We start from the raw sequence: 15516 nt of genomic DNA on the forward strand, positions 1-15516 counted from the left end.
CACTGGGATTGAGCCTCCGACTCCTCGATCCCGACCTTGAAGCCTTGCAGACTTGCGAGTTGAGGGGCTTGCAAGACCTGCAACTGCGCCGTCCGGGCACGCTCATTCCGCCCGGACGGCGCAATTTTTTATTTGCCTTTCCAGACAGGTGCGCGCTTTTCAAGGAAGGCACGCGGTCCTTCCTTGGCGTCTTCGCTTGAGAACACAATCGCAGATGCTGCGCCGGACTTTTTCCAGAGCTCCTCTTCGGTGCCCTCGAAGGCCTGTCTGGCGACCTCAAGGCTCTTCTGGACAGCGAGTGGCGCATTCACACCGATTTGGCCAGCAAGCGACTTGGCTTCCTCAAGGACCTTGTCGGAGGCAACCATGCGATTGACCAGGCCGAGCTGGTACATTCTTTCCGCAGGCATCGGATCGCCGGTGGCGACGATTTCCAGTGCGACGTTCCGGGGAAGGGCGCGCGGAAGCCGGAAAACACCGCCTGCGCCGGCAAAAATCCCACGTTTGACTTCGGGAAGGCCGAAACGGGAATCGTCTGCCGCGACGATCATGTCGCAGGCGAGCGGAAGTTCACAGCCGCCAGCCAGAGCGTTTCCGCGAACCGCTGCGATCCAGGGTTTGGTGCGCGGGAAGCGGACGAACCCGGCAAAGCCGCCGGCCTTGGTCGACAGGGATGCGGCGTTGCCTTTCGAAATTTCGGACAGGTCCGCGCCGGCGCAGAAGGTCGATTCGAGTGAAGACGTCAGAATGCAGACCCGTACATCGGGGTCACGCTCCGTCTCCTCGCAGATCCAGCCGAGCGCTGAAGCGACGGCACCGTTTACCGCATTACGTTTGTCTGGGCGATTGAGTGTAACGACGGCGATATGGTCCTTCACTTCATACAGGACTTCTTTTCCAACGCTTTCTGGCTTCTCAGACATCAGGTATCCTCCACTTTTCTGGGTTGCTCGACAGAGAGCATGTGACCGGGGCGGGCGGCAAGTCTGTCCCAGCGTCATTAGGCTAGACGTTGCGCGAAATGTTGCTGCGGGCAAGCTGTTGTGAGTCTGGTTTAAGGAGACGCAGTTTGCGCGGGGAGGTCCACGGGCTGGGAGCCGTCTGAATCTTCCTCAGTCACTAACAAGTTGCTATAAAGGTACTCGGTTCTTCGGGGCGGATGTCAGATGTCCGCTTGAGGCGCGCCGGTCATCTGGCTTTCCGGACTTTCACCACGGACGCCCGGACGAGGGACTTGCGCGGCCTCGGAACAGATGGAGGACCACGATGAAAATTCACGACATCATGCACAAGGACTGCTGCTACATCGAAGCTGACGAGAGCCTTCAGCTGGCTGCGACGAAGATGCAGCGGGAGGATGTTGGAGCCTTGCCTGTTGCTCGCAACGACAAACTGGTTGGAATGATAACTGATCGGGATATCGTCGTGCGGGGCGTGGCGGTCAACAAGGATGTCCGGAGAACCAAGGTCAGCGACCTCATGAGTTCTGGTGTGCTTTATTGTTTTGACGATGACGAGGTCGAAAAGGTCGCCGAAAACATGGCTCAGCAGAAGGTTCGCAGGCTGCCGGTTGTTGACCGGGAAAAGAAGCTTCTCGGTATGGTGTCGCTAGGAGATATCGCCTGGCGCGCGTCGGGCACCGCTGCAGGCGAAGCTTTGTCGCAGATTTCCAGGGCCGCCTGACGCTCCGGCCCTTTGGCCACGGGTGTCAGGACGCCAATTGTCCGACTGGCACGCGCGATCCGTCGGGGAGCGCCTTGAAGCGTTCCCTCCGGATCGGTCGGCCTGCATCCTCGGGGGCAGGCGCGCAGACAATACGGTCGCGGCCGCGCGTCTTGGCGGAATAGAGAGCGGCGTCTGCCATGGGATAAGCATCTGCAAATGCGGTGCGGCGACCAAACTCGGCAATGCCGAAACTTGCGGTCACGCGAAGGGTTTCGGGCAGCGCGTCGAAAGTGAGGTTGGACAGTTTCGCTCGCAAGCGCGCCGCCAGCTGACGGGCACCTGCTGTATCCGTTCCGGGCAGAAGCAGGCAGAACTCTTCCCCGCCCATGCGACCGGCGACGTCACTGCTTCGGGTCTGAGCGTTCAGGAATGCTCCGATCCGCCCGATAACCTGGTCGCCTGCGACATGGCCGTGTTCATCATTGATCGTCTTGAAGTGATCTATGTCGATAATGATGAGCGTGGCAGCGACTTCTCCCGACCGGGCGTCGCAATAATAGCGCGCCGCCTCTTCAAAAGCGCGACGGGTCTTCAAGCCTGTCAGGTAATCGTGATCGGCATCCTCCCGAAGGTCGGCGAGTCTCTGCATAACGCAAACGGCCACCAGAGCGCCTCCCATGGCCGTAACCGACAGTGTGGTAACCATGTTCATGGTTGCCCAATAGGCAGTCTGGAAGAAGACGTCCCCGGAAACAAACGAGTTAACTATGTTGTATGGAGCAACCACCACCATATTGATGGCGCAAAGAATAAGTGCAGCGTAGGTGGCCGTGCCGGTCCAGTTGCTGCGCCAGATGCCCCAAAGGCTCGCCGTTGCGACGAGTAGCATGCAGCCCTGAAGGGTATTGATCCAGAGAACACGCTGGCCAAGGTCGGCTGGGGACAACTGAATGATGACGGCAGCGATGACACTGCCGATCCCAATTGTTCCTAGAGTGCCCACCGGCGTCTTGCGAGAGAAGGCCAGATGGATTCCATCCAGGAGGAGATACAGGCCGCCAGAATAGCACGCGTTATGGAAGATCGCGTTCGCTAACGTATCCTTGTCCAGAATATAATGGTTGGCCGAGAAGCCGGTGACGGCGAGAAAAAAGGCTGTCGCGAACCGCAGAGCGCTTCTATCTTCCCGATTGTAGTACCAGAAGCTGAGGAAGATTGCACACATGCAACCTGCCACAACCGGTACGGTCAGGCCGATGACGGCGGCTTGGTCCAAGTTCATATTCCTGCGAGGCTGACTACAGCTTTGGTACTACCACCCGACCCGAAACTAACGTTTAAACTGGCACTTGAAATTTGTTCTAACGGGCTGGATTCTTGTCTTTTTGGCCAATGAGGGAAGGCTCTGCTGCCCGGCTTTCAATGGCCAATGGCGCTCCGGCTCAAATACCGAGGTCGACACCGAGGCGGGCGATTGCGTGCACGAAATTGTTCGGCGTGATGTCGATATCTCCAGTCCATTCCGCGTTCGGAAAACGAGCCAGGATCTGGCGGTAGGCCACCTCAAGCTGCATGTTTGCAACGCGTTGACCAAGGCAGACATGTGGCCCCATCCCGAAGGCGATATGGTCTTTTGCGTTTACGCGGGTGACGTCCATGCGGTCTGGATCAGGAAAGACGTCCGGATCTCGATTGGCAGCGCCGTAGTACATGACGACCTTCTCGCCTTCCGCGATTTTCTGGCCTCGTATCTCGGCGTCCTCGGTCGCTGTCCGGCGCATATAGATCACTGGAGATACCATGCGGATGGCCTCGTGTGTCATGTTGCTGATGAGTGAAGTGTCTTTGAGAAGCATCTGTTTCTGTTCAGAAAATTCGGTGAGCAGCTTCATCGTGCCGGACAAGGAATTGCGCGTCGTATCGTTGCCGGCAAACACGATCAGCAGCCAGGAACCGTCAAGCATCTCGTCAGACAACTTCGAGCCATCGATCTCGGCATTGGCAATCGCCGAAAGAAGGTCCTCTTTTGGGTCCCTACGGCGCGCCTGCAGGACGTGTTTTCCGAAATCGAACATCTCAAGCACGTTCTGGACAAAGGCGCCGAAGAAGGCCGGATCGATTTCTTCTCCCTTCCTCATCGTATCGCTGGCCCGCTCCAGATAATGCATCCACTCGATCAATTTCGGGCGGTCGGATTCGGCGACGCCGAGGATTTCGCACAGGGTGAACAGGGGCAATTCGGCAGAGAACAACTCGACCATGTCGACCGGCCCGCCCGAGTCCCTGGCGCGGGCTTCCATAGTGTCGAGCAATGTCCCTACTTTTTCGTCCACCCGCGCCTTCAGGTTCGCAACATAGGCTGGTGTGAAGAACGGCATGTGCGCGCGGCGCAGCGGCATATGATAGGGCTGATCAAGGCAAATCATTGCATCCAGCGAGGCGCGATGGAGCAGAGGGTGGCGCTGATCGGCGCGCCCGTAATTCATCAGGATGCCGCCCCTCTGCGACGAGAATACCTTCGTGTTGAGCTCGGTGGCGCGCACATCGTCATACCGCGTAAGCGCCCAGAAGCCGGCGCCTTCGCTTTCATCATGCCAGCAGACGGGTGATTGCTTGCGCATCGTCGCGAAGGCCTCGAAGGGCTGGCCCGCCGTAAAGAGGTCGAGGTCCGTCAGGTCTGCGGCGGGCGGCGTATCGAATGCGAGTGGGTACTTGTGGCCCTTGGCGATGTCGGCATCTTCAACAGCGGTTTCGCTGATATTGGCGAGCATGGTGGTTCCTCCGGCAAGTCTTTCTGCTTGTTGACAACAATGGTCTCAGAAAGCCCGGGCGGCGCCAAGCCCTGCCCGAAGGGCAGTCATTTACTGCTCGGACAGCGCGGAGTCCGCCAGCATGAGGGCACCTGTGATCCCGGCATCATCGCCGAGCGAGGCGGGCACGATATAATCGGACATGTCGCCAGCGCGTCCACAATCAATATAGCCGGCAAGGCTCGATTTCGTATGCCGTCGGATCGCTTCGATCAGGCCGGGAGTTTTCATGACTCCGCCACCGAAAATAATTCGGGCGGGGCGATGGGTCAGGGTTAACGTTCGGGCGAGTTGGGCGAGGTAGGAAGCTTCTACATCCAGGCCTTCGTGGCCTTGCGCCAGCTCCGAAAGTGATTGCCCCCAGCGCGCCAGAATAGACGGCCCGCTGGCAAGGCCTTCAAGGCAATCGTCATGAAGAGGGCAGACCGACCGGGCCTTGCCGTCATCGTCGGCGCGGCTGACCTTGATATGGCCCATCTCGTAATGTCCGACACCATTGAGAATCGCCCCGTTGTGGACGACGCCTGCGCCAATCCCGGTACCCACCGTGACATAGGCTATGACGTTTTCGCCTTGTCCGGCGCCAAAACCCCACTCGCCCAGGCAAGCGCCGGAAACGTCGCTTTCAATCCGTAGGGGGCAGCCGAGCCCGGCGAAGGCGTTTCGGTAGGAGGCGCCCTGCCAGCCTGGCTTGGACGTCACCAGCACCTCTCCATAGGTGGGCGATGCCGGATCGATATCCACTGGGCCGAACGCTGCGATACCGAGCGCGCTTATCGGGCCGGCGTTGCCGAGCGCATCGCGCAAGCGCGCGAACGTCTCGTCAGGAAAGGTGGTTGGGACTTCGATGCGGCGCTGTATCTTCCCAGGCGCCTCAGCCAATGCGGCAACGCATTTGGTTCCACCTGTCTCGATAGCGGCCAGCATGAGACCGGCTATAGCATGTCGCTTGCCGCTGTCACTCAGCCAATTGGCCGCCTTGCTGGGCACGGGCTTCTTCGAGCTCTTCTTCCAGCGCACGGGTTTCCTGCGTACGTGGCTTCGACAGACGCGCAACGCCGAGATAGATCACCGGTGTCAGGAACAGCGTGAAGAGTGCGGCCAGCCCCAGCCCGCCGAAAACCACCCAGCCAATGGAATTGCGCGCTTCCGCGCCGGCTCCACTCGACAGGATGAGTGGAAGAGCGCCAAGTACAGTGGAAATCAAAGTCATGACGATCGGACGTGCGCGGATGATTGCGGCTTCGAAGACAGCGTCCTTCACAGACCGCCCCATGCTGCGCAGCTGGTCGGCAAACTCGACGAGCAGGATACCGTTCTTAGCCATCAGACCGATCAGCATGATCAAACCGATCTGCGAGTAGATATTGAGCGACACGCCTGTAAAAGTCAGGGCATATACGGCCGCCGCGAGCGCGAAAGGAACCGACAGTAAGATAACCAGCGGACTGGTCACGCTTTCGAATTGGGCGACCAGCACCAGCAGAACGATGATAAAGGCGAAGCCATAGGTGATGAGGAGATCGCGATTGCTTTCCTCCAGCGTCGCAGCATCGCCTTGCAGTATCATGTTGATGCCCGCAGGAAGGGCCTCATCACCCAGCCTTTCAATCTCGGCAATGGCATCAGCGAGCGGCAGCCCCGGCGCTATGTCCATATCGACTTCGATAGCGCGCCGTTGAGCGGTACGGTCCAGCTCGGCGGCGACACCCTCCTCGCGGATTTCCGTCAATGTCGAGATTGGAACGAGCGCGCCCTCGTCGGAGCGAACGAAAAGGTTCCGCAGGTCGCCCGGGTCTCGGATGGCGCCGGTTTCCGACTCCAGGATGATAGGAATAGCCTGGTCCTCGACATTGAGATCAATCAGATCTTCGCCGTCGACCATGGCCCGCAGGGTGACTGAAATCTGGTCCAGCGGCACGTTGAGGTCAGCAGCCCGGCGCCGGTCAACTTGCACGGAAAGTTGCGGCTGGGTTGGCTGGTAGGAAATATCGGCATTGGACAGGATGTCGCTGCTATCGACTGCGCGAGCCAGCGAGCGAGCAGCGGCATAAATGTCATCATAATTATTGCCGGTCAGGGCGATCCGTAACCCGCCGCCGCGCCCGCCCCAGCCGACGCTAAGGCTTGAGCGGCCAAAAACCGAGACTCGCGATCCAGGGATTTCCGACATCGGGCCCTGCAGAGCTGAGATGACATCCTGCTGGCTTAGCTCGCGCTCTTCCCATGGGGCTAGCCGCGCCGTGACGTTGACGCGGTTGGGGTCCCAGGCGCCAACAATCGTGAACAGGTTTTCGATCGTGCCATCATCGACAAATGGCTGAAGGAGCGCTTCGATTTCGTCTGCCTCCTGTTCCATGTAGGCAAGACCAACCCCATCGGGTCCTGTGGCGAAGACCTGGACGACTCCCCTGTCTTCGGGGGGCACGAGTTCTTGCGAAAGGGACCGGTAAAGCAAGCCAGCCCCGATGGCGGCCAGCAATGACACGATGACGATAACCATCGGGCGGTCGAGATTAAAGCGCAGTGCGCGTTCGTAAGCGCCGAGCAGCAATCGTCCAAAGCGTTCGAGTGCATTGTCCTTCCGGTCGGCCGGATCACGTTCGATGAAACGGAATTTGGAAGCAATGGCCGGCGCAAGCGTCAGGGCCACTATCGACGAGATACCGACCGAAAGCGACATCACGAAGCCAAACTCCCGGAAAAGCCGACCGGTCGTCGATGGAAGGAAGGAAATCGGAACGAAGACGGCGATCAGAACAGCTGTGGTGGCTATGACAGCAAAGAAGACCTGCTGGCCGCCGATGACTGCAGCTGCACGCCGGCGAAGACCATCGGCCTGCTTACGCTGGATGTTTTCCAGAACCACGATGGCGTCGTCCACAATCAGGCCGGTTGCCAGAACCAGTGCGAGCAGGGTGAGCAGGTTGATCGAGAAACCGAGTACCCAGATGCCGGCCACGGTCCCGATTAACGAAACGGGGATCGCGACGGCGGGAATAATTGTTGCCTTTGCCGACCCGAGAAACAGCCAGATAGTTCCGACGACGATCAGCACGGTGATGGCCAAAGAGAGCAGGACTTCCTCGACCGACTTCTCGATAAATACGGCTTCGTCGGAGGTCACTTCAAGGCGGATGTCATCGAAGCGACGGTTGAGTTGTTCGATCTTTTTCTTGGCCGCGCTGGATATCTGGATGGTGTTTGATTGCGCCTGCCGGACAACGCCGAGCCCGATGATAGGGTTGCCGTTGTATCGCAGAAAGTCATCGGCGTCGGCCGGCCCGAGAACGGCTTCTGCGACATCACCAATCTTGGTGTCGCCGCGAATGTAAATGTCCTTGATGAGTTCGGGTGTCGCGGCAGTTGCCTCGGCTCTCACGATAAGTTCCTGGCTTTCAGAGCGGAAGCTGCCGACTGGCACGTCGAATGGCGCTTCGCGAAGTGCGCTGGCAACGTCGGCTATGGTGAGACCGAACCGGCTAAGGCGGAGCGGATCAACCACGACACGCATCTGGCGCTCGCGTGTTCCAAATTCCTGTATCGTTGCGATGCCTTCGATCGACAGGAATTCCGGAATGATGTCATTTGTGATGATGCGCGATAGCTCTTCTTCAGAATAGGCGGTCGAAATCACGGCGATCGTCAATACCGCCTCACCTTCGCTGTCGGCCTTTGTCACCGCCACATTCTCGACGCGATCAGGCAGCTCGCGGGTCACGCGGCTGACCGCTTCGCGAACGTCCGACGCGGCCGTGTCCAGATCGACTCCCGGATTGAATTCGATGCGAATGCGCGAATTGTTTTCTTCGCTGGAGGAGTTGATTTCCCGGACGCCGGAGACTCGGGAAATCGCCCCTTCGAGAATGCTGGTAACTTCCGCATCCATCGTTTCTGGTGCCGCACCTGGCAGGTTGGCGCGCACGGAGACGATTGGACGGTCGACATCTGGCAGCTCACGGACCTCGACGCCCAGCATGGCTGCCAGTCCGGCGATGACGATCAAAAGGTTCATCACCGCCGCCAGCAATGGACGGCGAACCGAAAGGCCTGGCAGGCCAGCGCCAGGCGGCATCATGGCAGGGCTGCGGACGGACCGCCCTCCCGGCGCTCGTCGCCCGGTCCAGCAATGGTCTGGCTGCGTCCAGGCGTCTCGACAGGTGTTCCCTGGCGAACCTTCTGAACACCCTGTTCGACAATCCACGTTCCTTCGGGAAGCTCGGCCTTGACCAGAACCATACCGGCATCCCTGCTGACAATCGTGACGGGGACGCGGTCAGCGCGACCATCTTCTACCTTCCACAGGAAGGCGCCGTCGCCGCCCCAGACGATGGATTCCTCCGGCACGGTCGGATAGCGCTGTCCAGGCAAGTCGAAGCCGATCCGGAAGCTCATGCCGGGGCGCAGGCGGTCATTGGAGTTATCGATTGCGGCTCGCACCGTATAGGCCCGCGTTGTCGCGTCTATGGCACTGTCCACGGTGAGCACTTCGGCTTCATAGGTTTGCGACGGGTCCGAGAAGGGTTCGACTTCGAAAATGTCGCCAGTCTGGATGCGCCCAAAAGTCTGCTCGGGCACGGGGAAGTCCACAAACAGTATATCGCGGGCGTCTAGCCTGGTGATTACCGTGCTGGTGGTGATGCGAGCACCGGGATCGATATCGGTCAGGCCAACATGTCCGGAGAACGGCGCCTTCACGGTACGGCGGGCGAGGGCGTCGCGCGCAATGTCGAGTTGTACCTTTGCGGTATCATAGGCAGCCTGAGCACGATCCATCTCGTTGCCAGCGATCACGCCCGGTGTGCTGGCACGATTGTAACGGTCGATGGTTCGCTGGGCGTCTCGCAAGGCAACTTCTGCTTCTTCAACGTCGAGCCGCTCGGCACGCGCTTCAAGTTGCACGAGCACGTCCCCTTTGGTGACATAGTCACCAGCCTCGAAATTGACTTGTGTCACCTCGCCGGCAGTTTCGGGATAGATGGTTGCTGAAGACCGGGCGCGGGCGGTGCCCACTGCTTCCACGCGGGTGGTTTCAGTCCGATAGGTGACGGAGTAGGACACGATCTTGACCGCACGTTCAGCGCGCGGCTGATCGCTTGCCGATTGCTCGCCCTGACAGGCCGCCATGACTAGCGCGGCTCCAAGGCCCAGATATGCCAGTTTAAGGTGTTTCACATCCAAGCCCCTAGCAAATCTCTCCTAATTCTTCGTTCAACCGCAGCGGGAGTCGCTGATAATGCGGAGCACACAAGACCGCGGGGAGTGAAGTCCCTCGTTCATCGCATGCTGACCCTTTGACCTCAGAATTAGGTCGCTCCGGTGGGGAAGCCAGTCAAATTACTGCGTAAATCACACATTCCTCAATGAAAATCCCGGCTTTTCGGGATCACGCGGACATTGCGGGGGTGGGTGTGCAGGTTCCGCGGCTCTGGTCCCTTGCGGTCAGGAATGGGGCGGACAACTTCGTCGGCTCGGTCGAGCGCGTGGCGTAGCGGGTCGCTGAGCGTGGTTTCAGACAGGAGACCAAGGTCGTCGGTCCGGTCGATCAGCTGTTCGGCGACGATGTGGGTGACATTATCGGCGCGCTGGACGCGGCCTTTCACGAATATGATGCGCGCGCCCATGACTACGGCCCGGAAGCGCTCGAACACGTTTGGCCAGACGACAAGGTTGGCGATACCGGTTTCGTCCTCCAGCGTGATGAAGCAGACCCCGCTCGCCGAGCCGGGGCGCTGGCGCACCAGGACGATACCTGCCGTCTGTACCCGCGACCCATTCCTGAGGTCGACGGCTTCCTTTGTGCTGATCGTGCGCAAGCTTCTGTAATGTGCGCGCAGGAAGGACATGGGATGCTCCTTAAGGGACAGACGTGTCGTCTGGTAATCCTGCAGGACGTGTTCAGAGAGCGGCATCTCTGGCAGAGGTGTACGAGCCTCGCCGCCTTGCTCAGCCGTATCGGCAGCCGCAAAGAGCGGCAGCGGCTTGCCCGCCGCCTCCCCGCGCGCAGCCCAGAGCGCGGCCCGCCGGTCCAGCCTCATCGAACGGAAGGCGTCGGCGGCGGCCAGAAGCTCCATGGCCCGGCGCGTTATGCCGGCCCGGCGGCGTATGTCTTCGGGCGCATCGAATCCGCCAAGACGGGCCTGGAGCATTTGCTCCATTTCGTCTTCGCCAAGCCCGTCGACCTGCCTGAAGCCAAGGCGGACAGCGAGTTTTGCTGTTTGTTTGGGCGTTTCTTCGTGCCCAGTGAACCGTGTGCCCGCTGGCCGGGAGGCAGGTTCCAACGTGTTATCCCAGTCCGACAGGTTCACATCGGCCTCACGCACCTCGACGCCATGTTCACGCGCATCACGGACGATCTGGGCCGGGGCATAGAAGCCCATGGGCTGGCTGTTCAGCAGGGCTGCACAGAAGACATCGGGGTGATGGCACTTCAGCCAGGAGGAGACATAGACAAGCAGGGCGAAGGAGGCGGCGTGGCTTTCCGGGAAACCATATTCCCCGAAGCCTTTCACCTGGTCGAAACAGCGCTGCGCGAATGCCTTTTCATAGCCGCGCGCGGCCATCCGCTCCACCATCATGTCCTCATAATTGTGGATCGTCCCGACCTTCCGGAAGGTTGCCATGGCACGGCGCAGGCCATTGGCCTCATCAGGTGAGAACTTCGCCGCATCCATGGCAATCTGCATGGCTTGTTCCTGAAAAAGAGGAACGCCGAAAGTACGCTTGAGGATCCTTTCCAGCTCGTCAGGGGGGCCATGTTCGGGTGCCGGAGAGGGGTAGGTAATCTTTTCCAGCCCCTTGCGGCGGCGCAGATATGGATGGACCATGTCGCCCTGGATCGGCCCGGGCCTCACAATCGCGACTTCGATGACAAGATCGTAGAAGACCTTGGGGCGAAGACGCGGGAGCATGTTCATTTGCGCCCGGCTCTCGACCTGGAAGACACCGAGCGAGTCTCCCTCGCACAGCATGTCATAGGTCGCCTTGTCTTCGGGTGGGATTGTGGCGAGGTCATAGTCCAGCCCCTTGTGGAGCCGAAGCAGGTCGAAAGCCTTCCGGATGCAGGTCAGCATGCCAAGCGCCAGCACATCCACCTTCATGATGTTGAGCGCGCTGATATCGTCCTTGTCCCATTCGATGAAGGTGCGCTCATCCATCGCGGCATTGCCGATCGGCACGGTTTCGACCAGGGGCCCGCGTGTCAGTACGAAGCCGCCGACATGCTGGGACAGGTGGCGCGGAAAGCCGATCAGCTGGCGGGTCAACTGTACGGCGCGGCGGATAGTCGGGTTTGCCGGATCAAGCCCGGCCTGGCGGATCTGCTTCTCTTTCACATCCGAGCCGAAGCTGCCCCAGACCGTCCCCGCCAGTGCCCCGGCAATATCCTCCGAGAGGCCAAGCGCCTTGCAGACCTCGCGCACGGCAGAGCGCGGACGATAGGAGATGACGGTCGCGGTGAGGGCAGCCTTGTGACGGCCATAGCGGCGATAGACATACTGGATGACTTCCTCGCGGCGCTCATGCTCGAAGTCGACATCAATGTCTGGTGGCTCCTTGCGCTCCTTCGACAGGAAGCGCTCGAAGAGAAGTTCGGTAATGCCCGGGTCCACACTGGTCACGCCGAGGCAGTAGCAGACCGCTGAATTCGCCGCCGATCCACGTCCCTGGCAGAGAATGTCCTGGCCGCGCGCCCAGGCGACAATGTCATGCACGGTGAGGAAATAGGGGGCATAATCAAGCTCCCGGATCAGGCCGAGCTCCTTGATGAGCGCAGCGCGGACCTTCTGCGGTATGCCGTCGGGATAGCGCCATTCTGCTCCCGCCCAGGTAAGGCTCTCCAGGTGTTCCTGCGGGGTCTTGCCGGGTGGGACAGGTTCATCCGGATATTCATAGGCGAGCTCGTCCAGTGAGAAGCGGCAGCGCTCGACAATCTCCAGGGTCCGGCGCAGGGCCGGTTCAAAACCCCTGAACAGGCGCGCCATTTCGTCAGGCGGTTTCAGGTGACGTTCGGCGTTGGCCTCGATCCGGTAGCCGGCTTCTTCAATCGTGCAATGCTCGCGAATGCAGGTGACGACATCCTGAAGGGGGCGCCGCTCCGGTGCATGATAGAGGACATCATTGATTGCAATGATGGGTACGCCGCCGGCCTTCATCCCGAGATCGGCAAGTCGGGCGATCTGCTCGCGATTACGCCCGGAGAAGGTGAACCGTGCGGCAAGATAGAGCCGGCCGGCCCATGGCGCCTGCAGCCGTTCCAGACGCTGGCGGAAGGCCTCATCCGGCTTTGATGGCGGGATGGCGATAAAGACCTGGCCTTCCGCATGGGCGAGGATGTCGTCCAGCGTGATGTGGCACTCACCCTTTGGCGCGCGCAGCTTGCCATCCGATAGCAGCCGGGAAAGGCGGCCATAGGCATCCCGGTCCGTCGGGTAGCAGATCAGCTCGAAACCGTCAGTCGTCACCAGCCGCGCGCCGATGAGCAGGCGCAGACCTGCTTCTCTGGCGGCCAGGTGTGCGCGCACGACCCCGGCCAGCGTGTTGCGGTCGGCCACGCCAATCGCAGCAAGGCCGAGCCCCTTGGCCTGGGCGACCAGTTCGGCAGCATGGCTCGCACCTCTCAGGAAAGAGAAGTTTGTCGTGACGGCGAGTTCGGCATAATCCGTCATGCGAAGACCCCATGGACGAACCATGCGGGCGTGCCGCCGCGGCCATCATGATAGAGGCCTTGACGGAACACCCAGTAGCGCCGGCCGGACTCGTCCTCGACGCGGTAATAGTCCCGTGCGCGGGGCAGGTTGGAGACCGGCTCGCCCGGATCCTCGGTTTCCAGATCACTGCGGATCCGGTCGATCAGGGCCGCATCGGCGCGCCGGTCGAGCTTTGGGGCGAGCCATTTGCGTTCGACACCGTCAGGGCTCTGTGCGGGCGGTGGCGGTGCGGTATGGGTCCACCATTCCGGTGCAATCCGCTCCGGCCCGTCGGCGCGGGCAACGCTGCGGGCGATCCGGCGCCAGACAAAGCGCAGTGGCGGGCCGTCTGGCACTTCGGCAAGTACCTTGATCTCCTCCGGCGGGTCGATGAGACGGATCGGGCGCGGGCCTTCCTGCGGGCCGGGCATACGCGCTATCGGCAGAGCGCCTTCATAAATGGCATGTGGTTCAGCACGTTCTGGCAGGTGGCTCTCGACCGGCCTGACGAGGCTGACGACACCTTCACCGAGTTTTGCCGTAATCCGGTCAGCCAGCGCGGACAGCAGGACGGGATCTGAATCACTTGCAGCAAGGTCCCCGGAGAGCGCGGCGGCGCTCATCTCCATCAGGCCGGTACGACGGGCTTCAAGCATGAGCAGGTCAATGCCGAAGCCGGGACCGATCCGCTCCACCTTCTCATCGAAGAGACGAAGTATGTGCTTCGGACTGCGCGAGGGCCGGGCCAGCGTGATTGAGACAGTCGACAGGCCGCCATCGGCACGAAAAGCGTGAAAGGTAAAGGCGCGGGCACCTTCACCGCGTGCGGCAAGGTCAGCGCAGAGGCGCTCGGCCAGCCTGTTCAGTCCATCAAGAATGCCCTCCTTGGCGAGTAGCGGCTCAGGACAGGGCAGGCGAGCGGACAGGGCCGGGGGCGGGGTGATCGGGTCGAGCGGCTCATGGCGCAGGCCAAGCGCCTGATCGAGACGGAGCAGCACGGCATCGGCAGCGCTTCTGGACTGAAAACGCCGCCCAAGCGCCTTGCGGTCAATCCCGTAGAGCTGGCCGATCTGGCGCAGGCCAAAGCGATTGAGCAGGGTCTCGGCTTCAAGTGTGATGCGCAGGGCCGTGACGGGAAGGGTCGAAAGCCCGTCTGCCTCCTCACCATCCCTAAGGATTGTGCCGGGGCTTGAGCGGGCAAGCGCCGAGGCGGCTCCTGGCGTGCCGGCAAGGCCGAGCCGGTGGGGGATCGCATCAGCCTCCAGAGTGGCGGAGATGGCCTCCATCATGGCCGGCTCCCCGCCGTGCAGGTGATCACAACCGGTTGTCTCAATCATCAGCCCGTCAGCACCGTCGAGTGCGACCAGCGGGGAATAGCGGATCATCCAGGTGGCAAGCCGGGCAAGGGCCCTGGTGTCAGCCTCACGGTCGATATCCTCATGCTGGAGGTCCGGGCAACGTGCCTTTGCGTCGGCAAAGCCGAGCCCCGGTGCGATGCCGAGGGCGCGTGCAGACGCATTTGCTGCGACCACGCGCAGGCCATGCGTGCCATCTTCCAGCAGGGCGAAGGGTGCGCGCGGTTCAGGCGCTTCGGCGCAGGTCCGGGCTGACGGTTTGCCGAGGTTGCGGCGCCTTGCGCGGCGCAGGCGTGTCAGTGGCCAGTCCGGGAACCACACGGAGAGATAGCGTTTCATCGTCCAGCTCGAGATTGAAGACATGCCCCGCCATGGCCGGCGCCTGGCGGGAGCGTTCAAGGGTTGCCTGCCAGCGCAGGGCGCCGGGTGCGCGGGCATCGAATGGGTTTGGCGCTGAAGGCCGGGGTTTAACCCGCCAGCGGGCGGACGCTGCGCTCGAGCCTTCATGTCGGAAGGGCAGCATCAGGATGACCGGCACGCCGCAGCGCCCAGAGGCAAGCGTCAGCCGACGTGAAGCGGTGAAATCGATGTCTTCCAGCTCCGCCATAACGAGGCTGACAGCGGATGATCGCACCGCTTCCTCAATAGCCCAGAGTGTGTCGGCGAGCTTGCGTGTCTCGGCATGCAGGACTGGCCGCTCGTCACGAATGAGTGCGGGCAGGCCAGCTTGCAGTAGCCGGCCATGCTCCTGACGCAGCCGTCTCTGACGGATCCAGAAGACTGGGCCGGGGGCTGGTTTTGCCGCTGCCAGCGCAAAACCGCTCACCGCGCCCATGTCGCCGTGCGCATGCTCGCAGATTTCGTGAACACCTTCGGCCCCGAGTTTCAGCGGGAAGCGTGCCTCTGCCTTTTCAGGCTTGCGGTCGAGGCGAAAGACGCCCGGTATGTTCAGCGCTTCAGACTCCATATGTTCTTATTTTGTTCTGGAACAAAAGAGTC

Annotated in this window: 10 protein-coding genes; 1 reads left to right on the forward strand and 9 read right to left on the reverse strand. The window is 60.9% G+C overall.

Going from position 1 to position 15516, the window contains the following annotated elements:
• Positions 1-128 precede the first annotated feature (128 nt).
• Positions 129-923, reverse strand: a complete 795-nt coding sequence (locus D1223_RS04465; protein ID WP_119375180.1) for a crotonase/enoyl-CoA hydratase family protein — start codon at positions 921-923, stop codon at positions 129-131.
• A gap of 343 nt (positions 924-1266) precedes the next feature.
• Here D1223_RS04465 and D1223_RS04470 point away from each other — a divergent pair, with 343 nt between their 5' ends.
• Positions 1267-1683 carry a CBS domain-containing protein gene (locus D1223_RS04470; RefSeq protein ID WP_119375181.1) on the forward strand — a complete coding sequence of 139 codons (417 nt, stop codon included), beginning with the start codon at positions 1267-1269 and terminating at the stop codon, positions 1681-1683.
• A 25-nt stretch (positions 1684-1708) separates the two neighbouring features.
• Here D1223_RS04470 and D1223_RS04475 read toward each other — a convergent pair whose 3' ends face one another.
• The 8 genes from D1223_RS04475 to D1223_RS04510 all read right to left on the reverse strand — a co-directional run bounded on the left by D1223_RS04475 (position 1709) and on the right by D1223_RS04510 (position 15484).
• Complete coding sequence (locus D1223_RS04475; RefSeq protein WP_158588403.1) at positions 1709-2941, reverse strand: GGDEF domain-containing protein; 1233 nt, start codon at positions 2939-2941, stop codon at positions 1709-1711.
• Positions 2942-3107: 166 nt separating this feature from the next.
• A complete protein-coding gene (locus D1223_RS04480; RefSeq protein WP_119375183.1) occupies positions 3108-4436 on the reverse strand; it encodes a cytochrome P450 in 1329 nt (442 codons plus the stop codon).
• A gap of 90 nt (positions 4437-4526) precedes the next feature.
• Positions 4527-5495, reverse strand: coding sequence for an ROK family protein (locus D1223_RS04485; RefSeq protein WP_147372672.1), 969 nt, complete (start codon positions 5493-5495; stop codon positions 4527-4529).
• Positions 5434-8550 (reverse strand): efflux RND transporter permease subunit, encoded by a 3117-nt coding sequence (locus tag D1223_RS04490; protein ID WP_407646933.1) that lies wholly within the window; start codon positions 8548-8550, stop codon positions 5434-5436. Before D1223_RS04490 ends, D1223_RS04485 begins: the two co-directional genes overlap by 62 nt.
• Complete coding sequence (locus D1223_RS04495) at positions 8550-9602, reverse strand: efflux RND transporter periplasmic adaptor subunit (RefSeq protein WP_119375186.1); 1053 nt, start codon at positions 9600-9602, stop codon at positions 8550-8552. Before D1223_RS04495 ends, D1223_RS04490 begins: the two co-directional genes overlap by 1 nt.
• Positions 9603-9835: 233 nt before the next feature.
• Entirely contained in the window at positions 9836-13141 is a 3306-nt protein-coding gene (locus tag D1223_RS04500) for an error-prone DNA polymerase (RefSeq protein ID WP_119375187.1), read from the reverse strand.
• Positions 13138-14856, reverse strand: coding sequence for a Y-family DNA polymerase (locus tag D1223_RS04505; RefSeq protein WP_119375188.1), 1719 nt, complete (start codon positions 14854-14856; stop codon positions 13138-13140). The genes D1223_RS04500 and D1223_RS04505 overlap by 4 nt, the downstream gene beginning before the upstream one ends.
• Positions 14744-15484 carry an ImuA family protein gene (locus tag D1223_RS04510; protein WP_119375189.1) on the reverse strand — a complete coding sequence of 247 codons (741 nt, stop codon included), beginning with the start codon at positions 15482-15484 and terminating at the stop codon, positions 14744-14746. The genes D1223_RS04505 and D1223_RS04510 overlap by 113 nt, the downstream gene beginning before the upstream one ends.
• Between the last annotated feature and the right edge of the window lie 32 nt (positions 15485-15516).

Source organism: Henriciella mobilis (assembly GCF_003576285.1).
Classification (GTDB): domain Bacteria; phylum Pseudomonadota; class Alphaproteobacteria; order Caulobacterales; family Hyphomonadaceae; genus Henriciella; species Henriciella mobilis.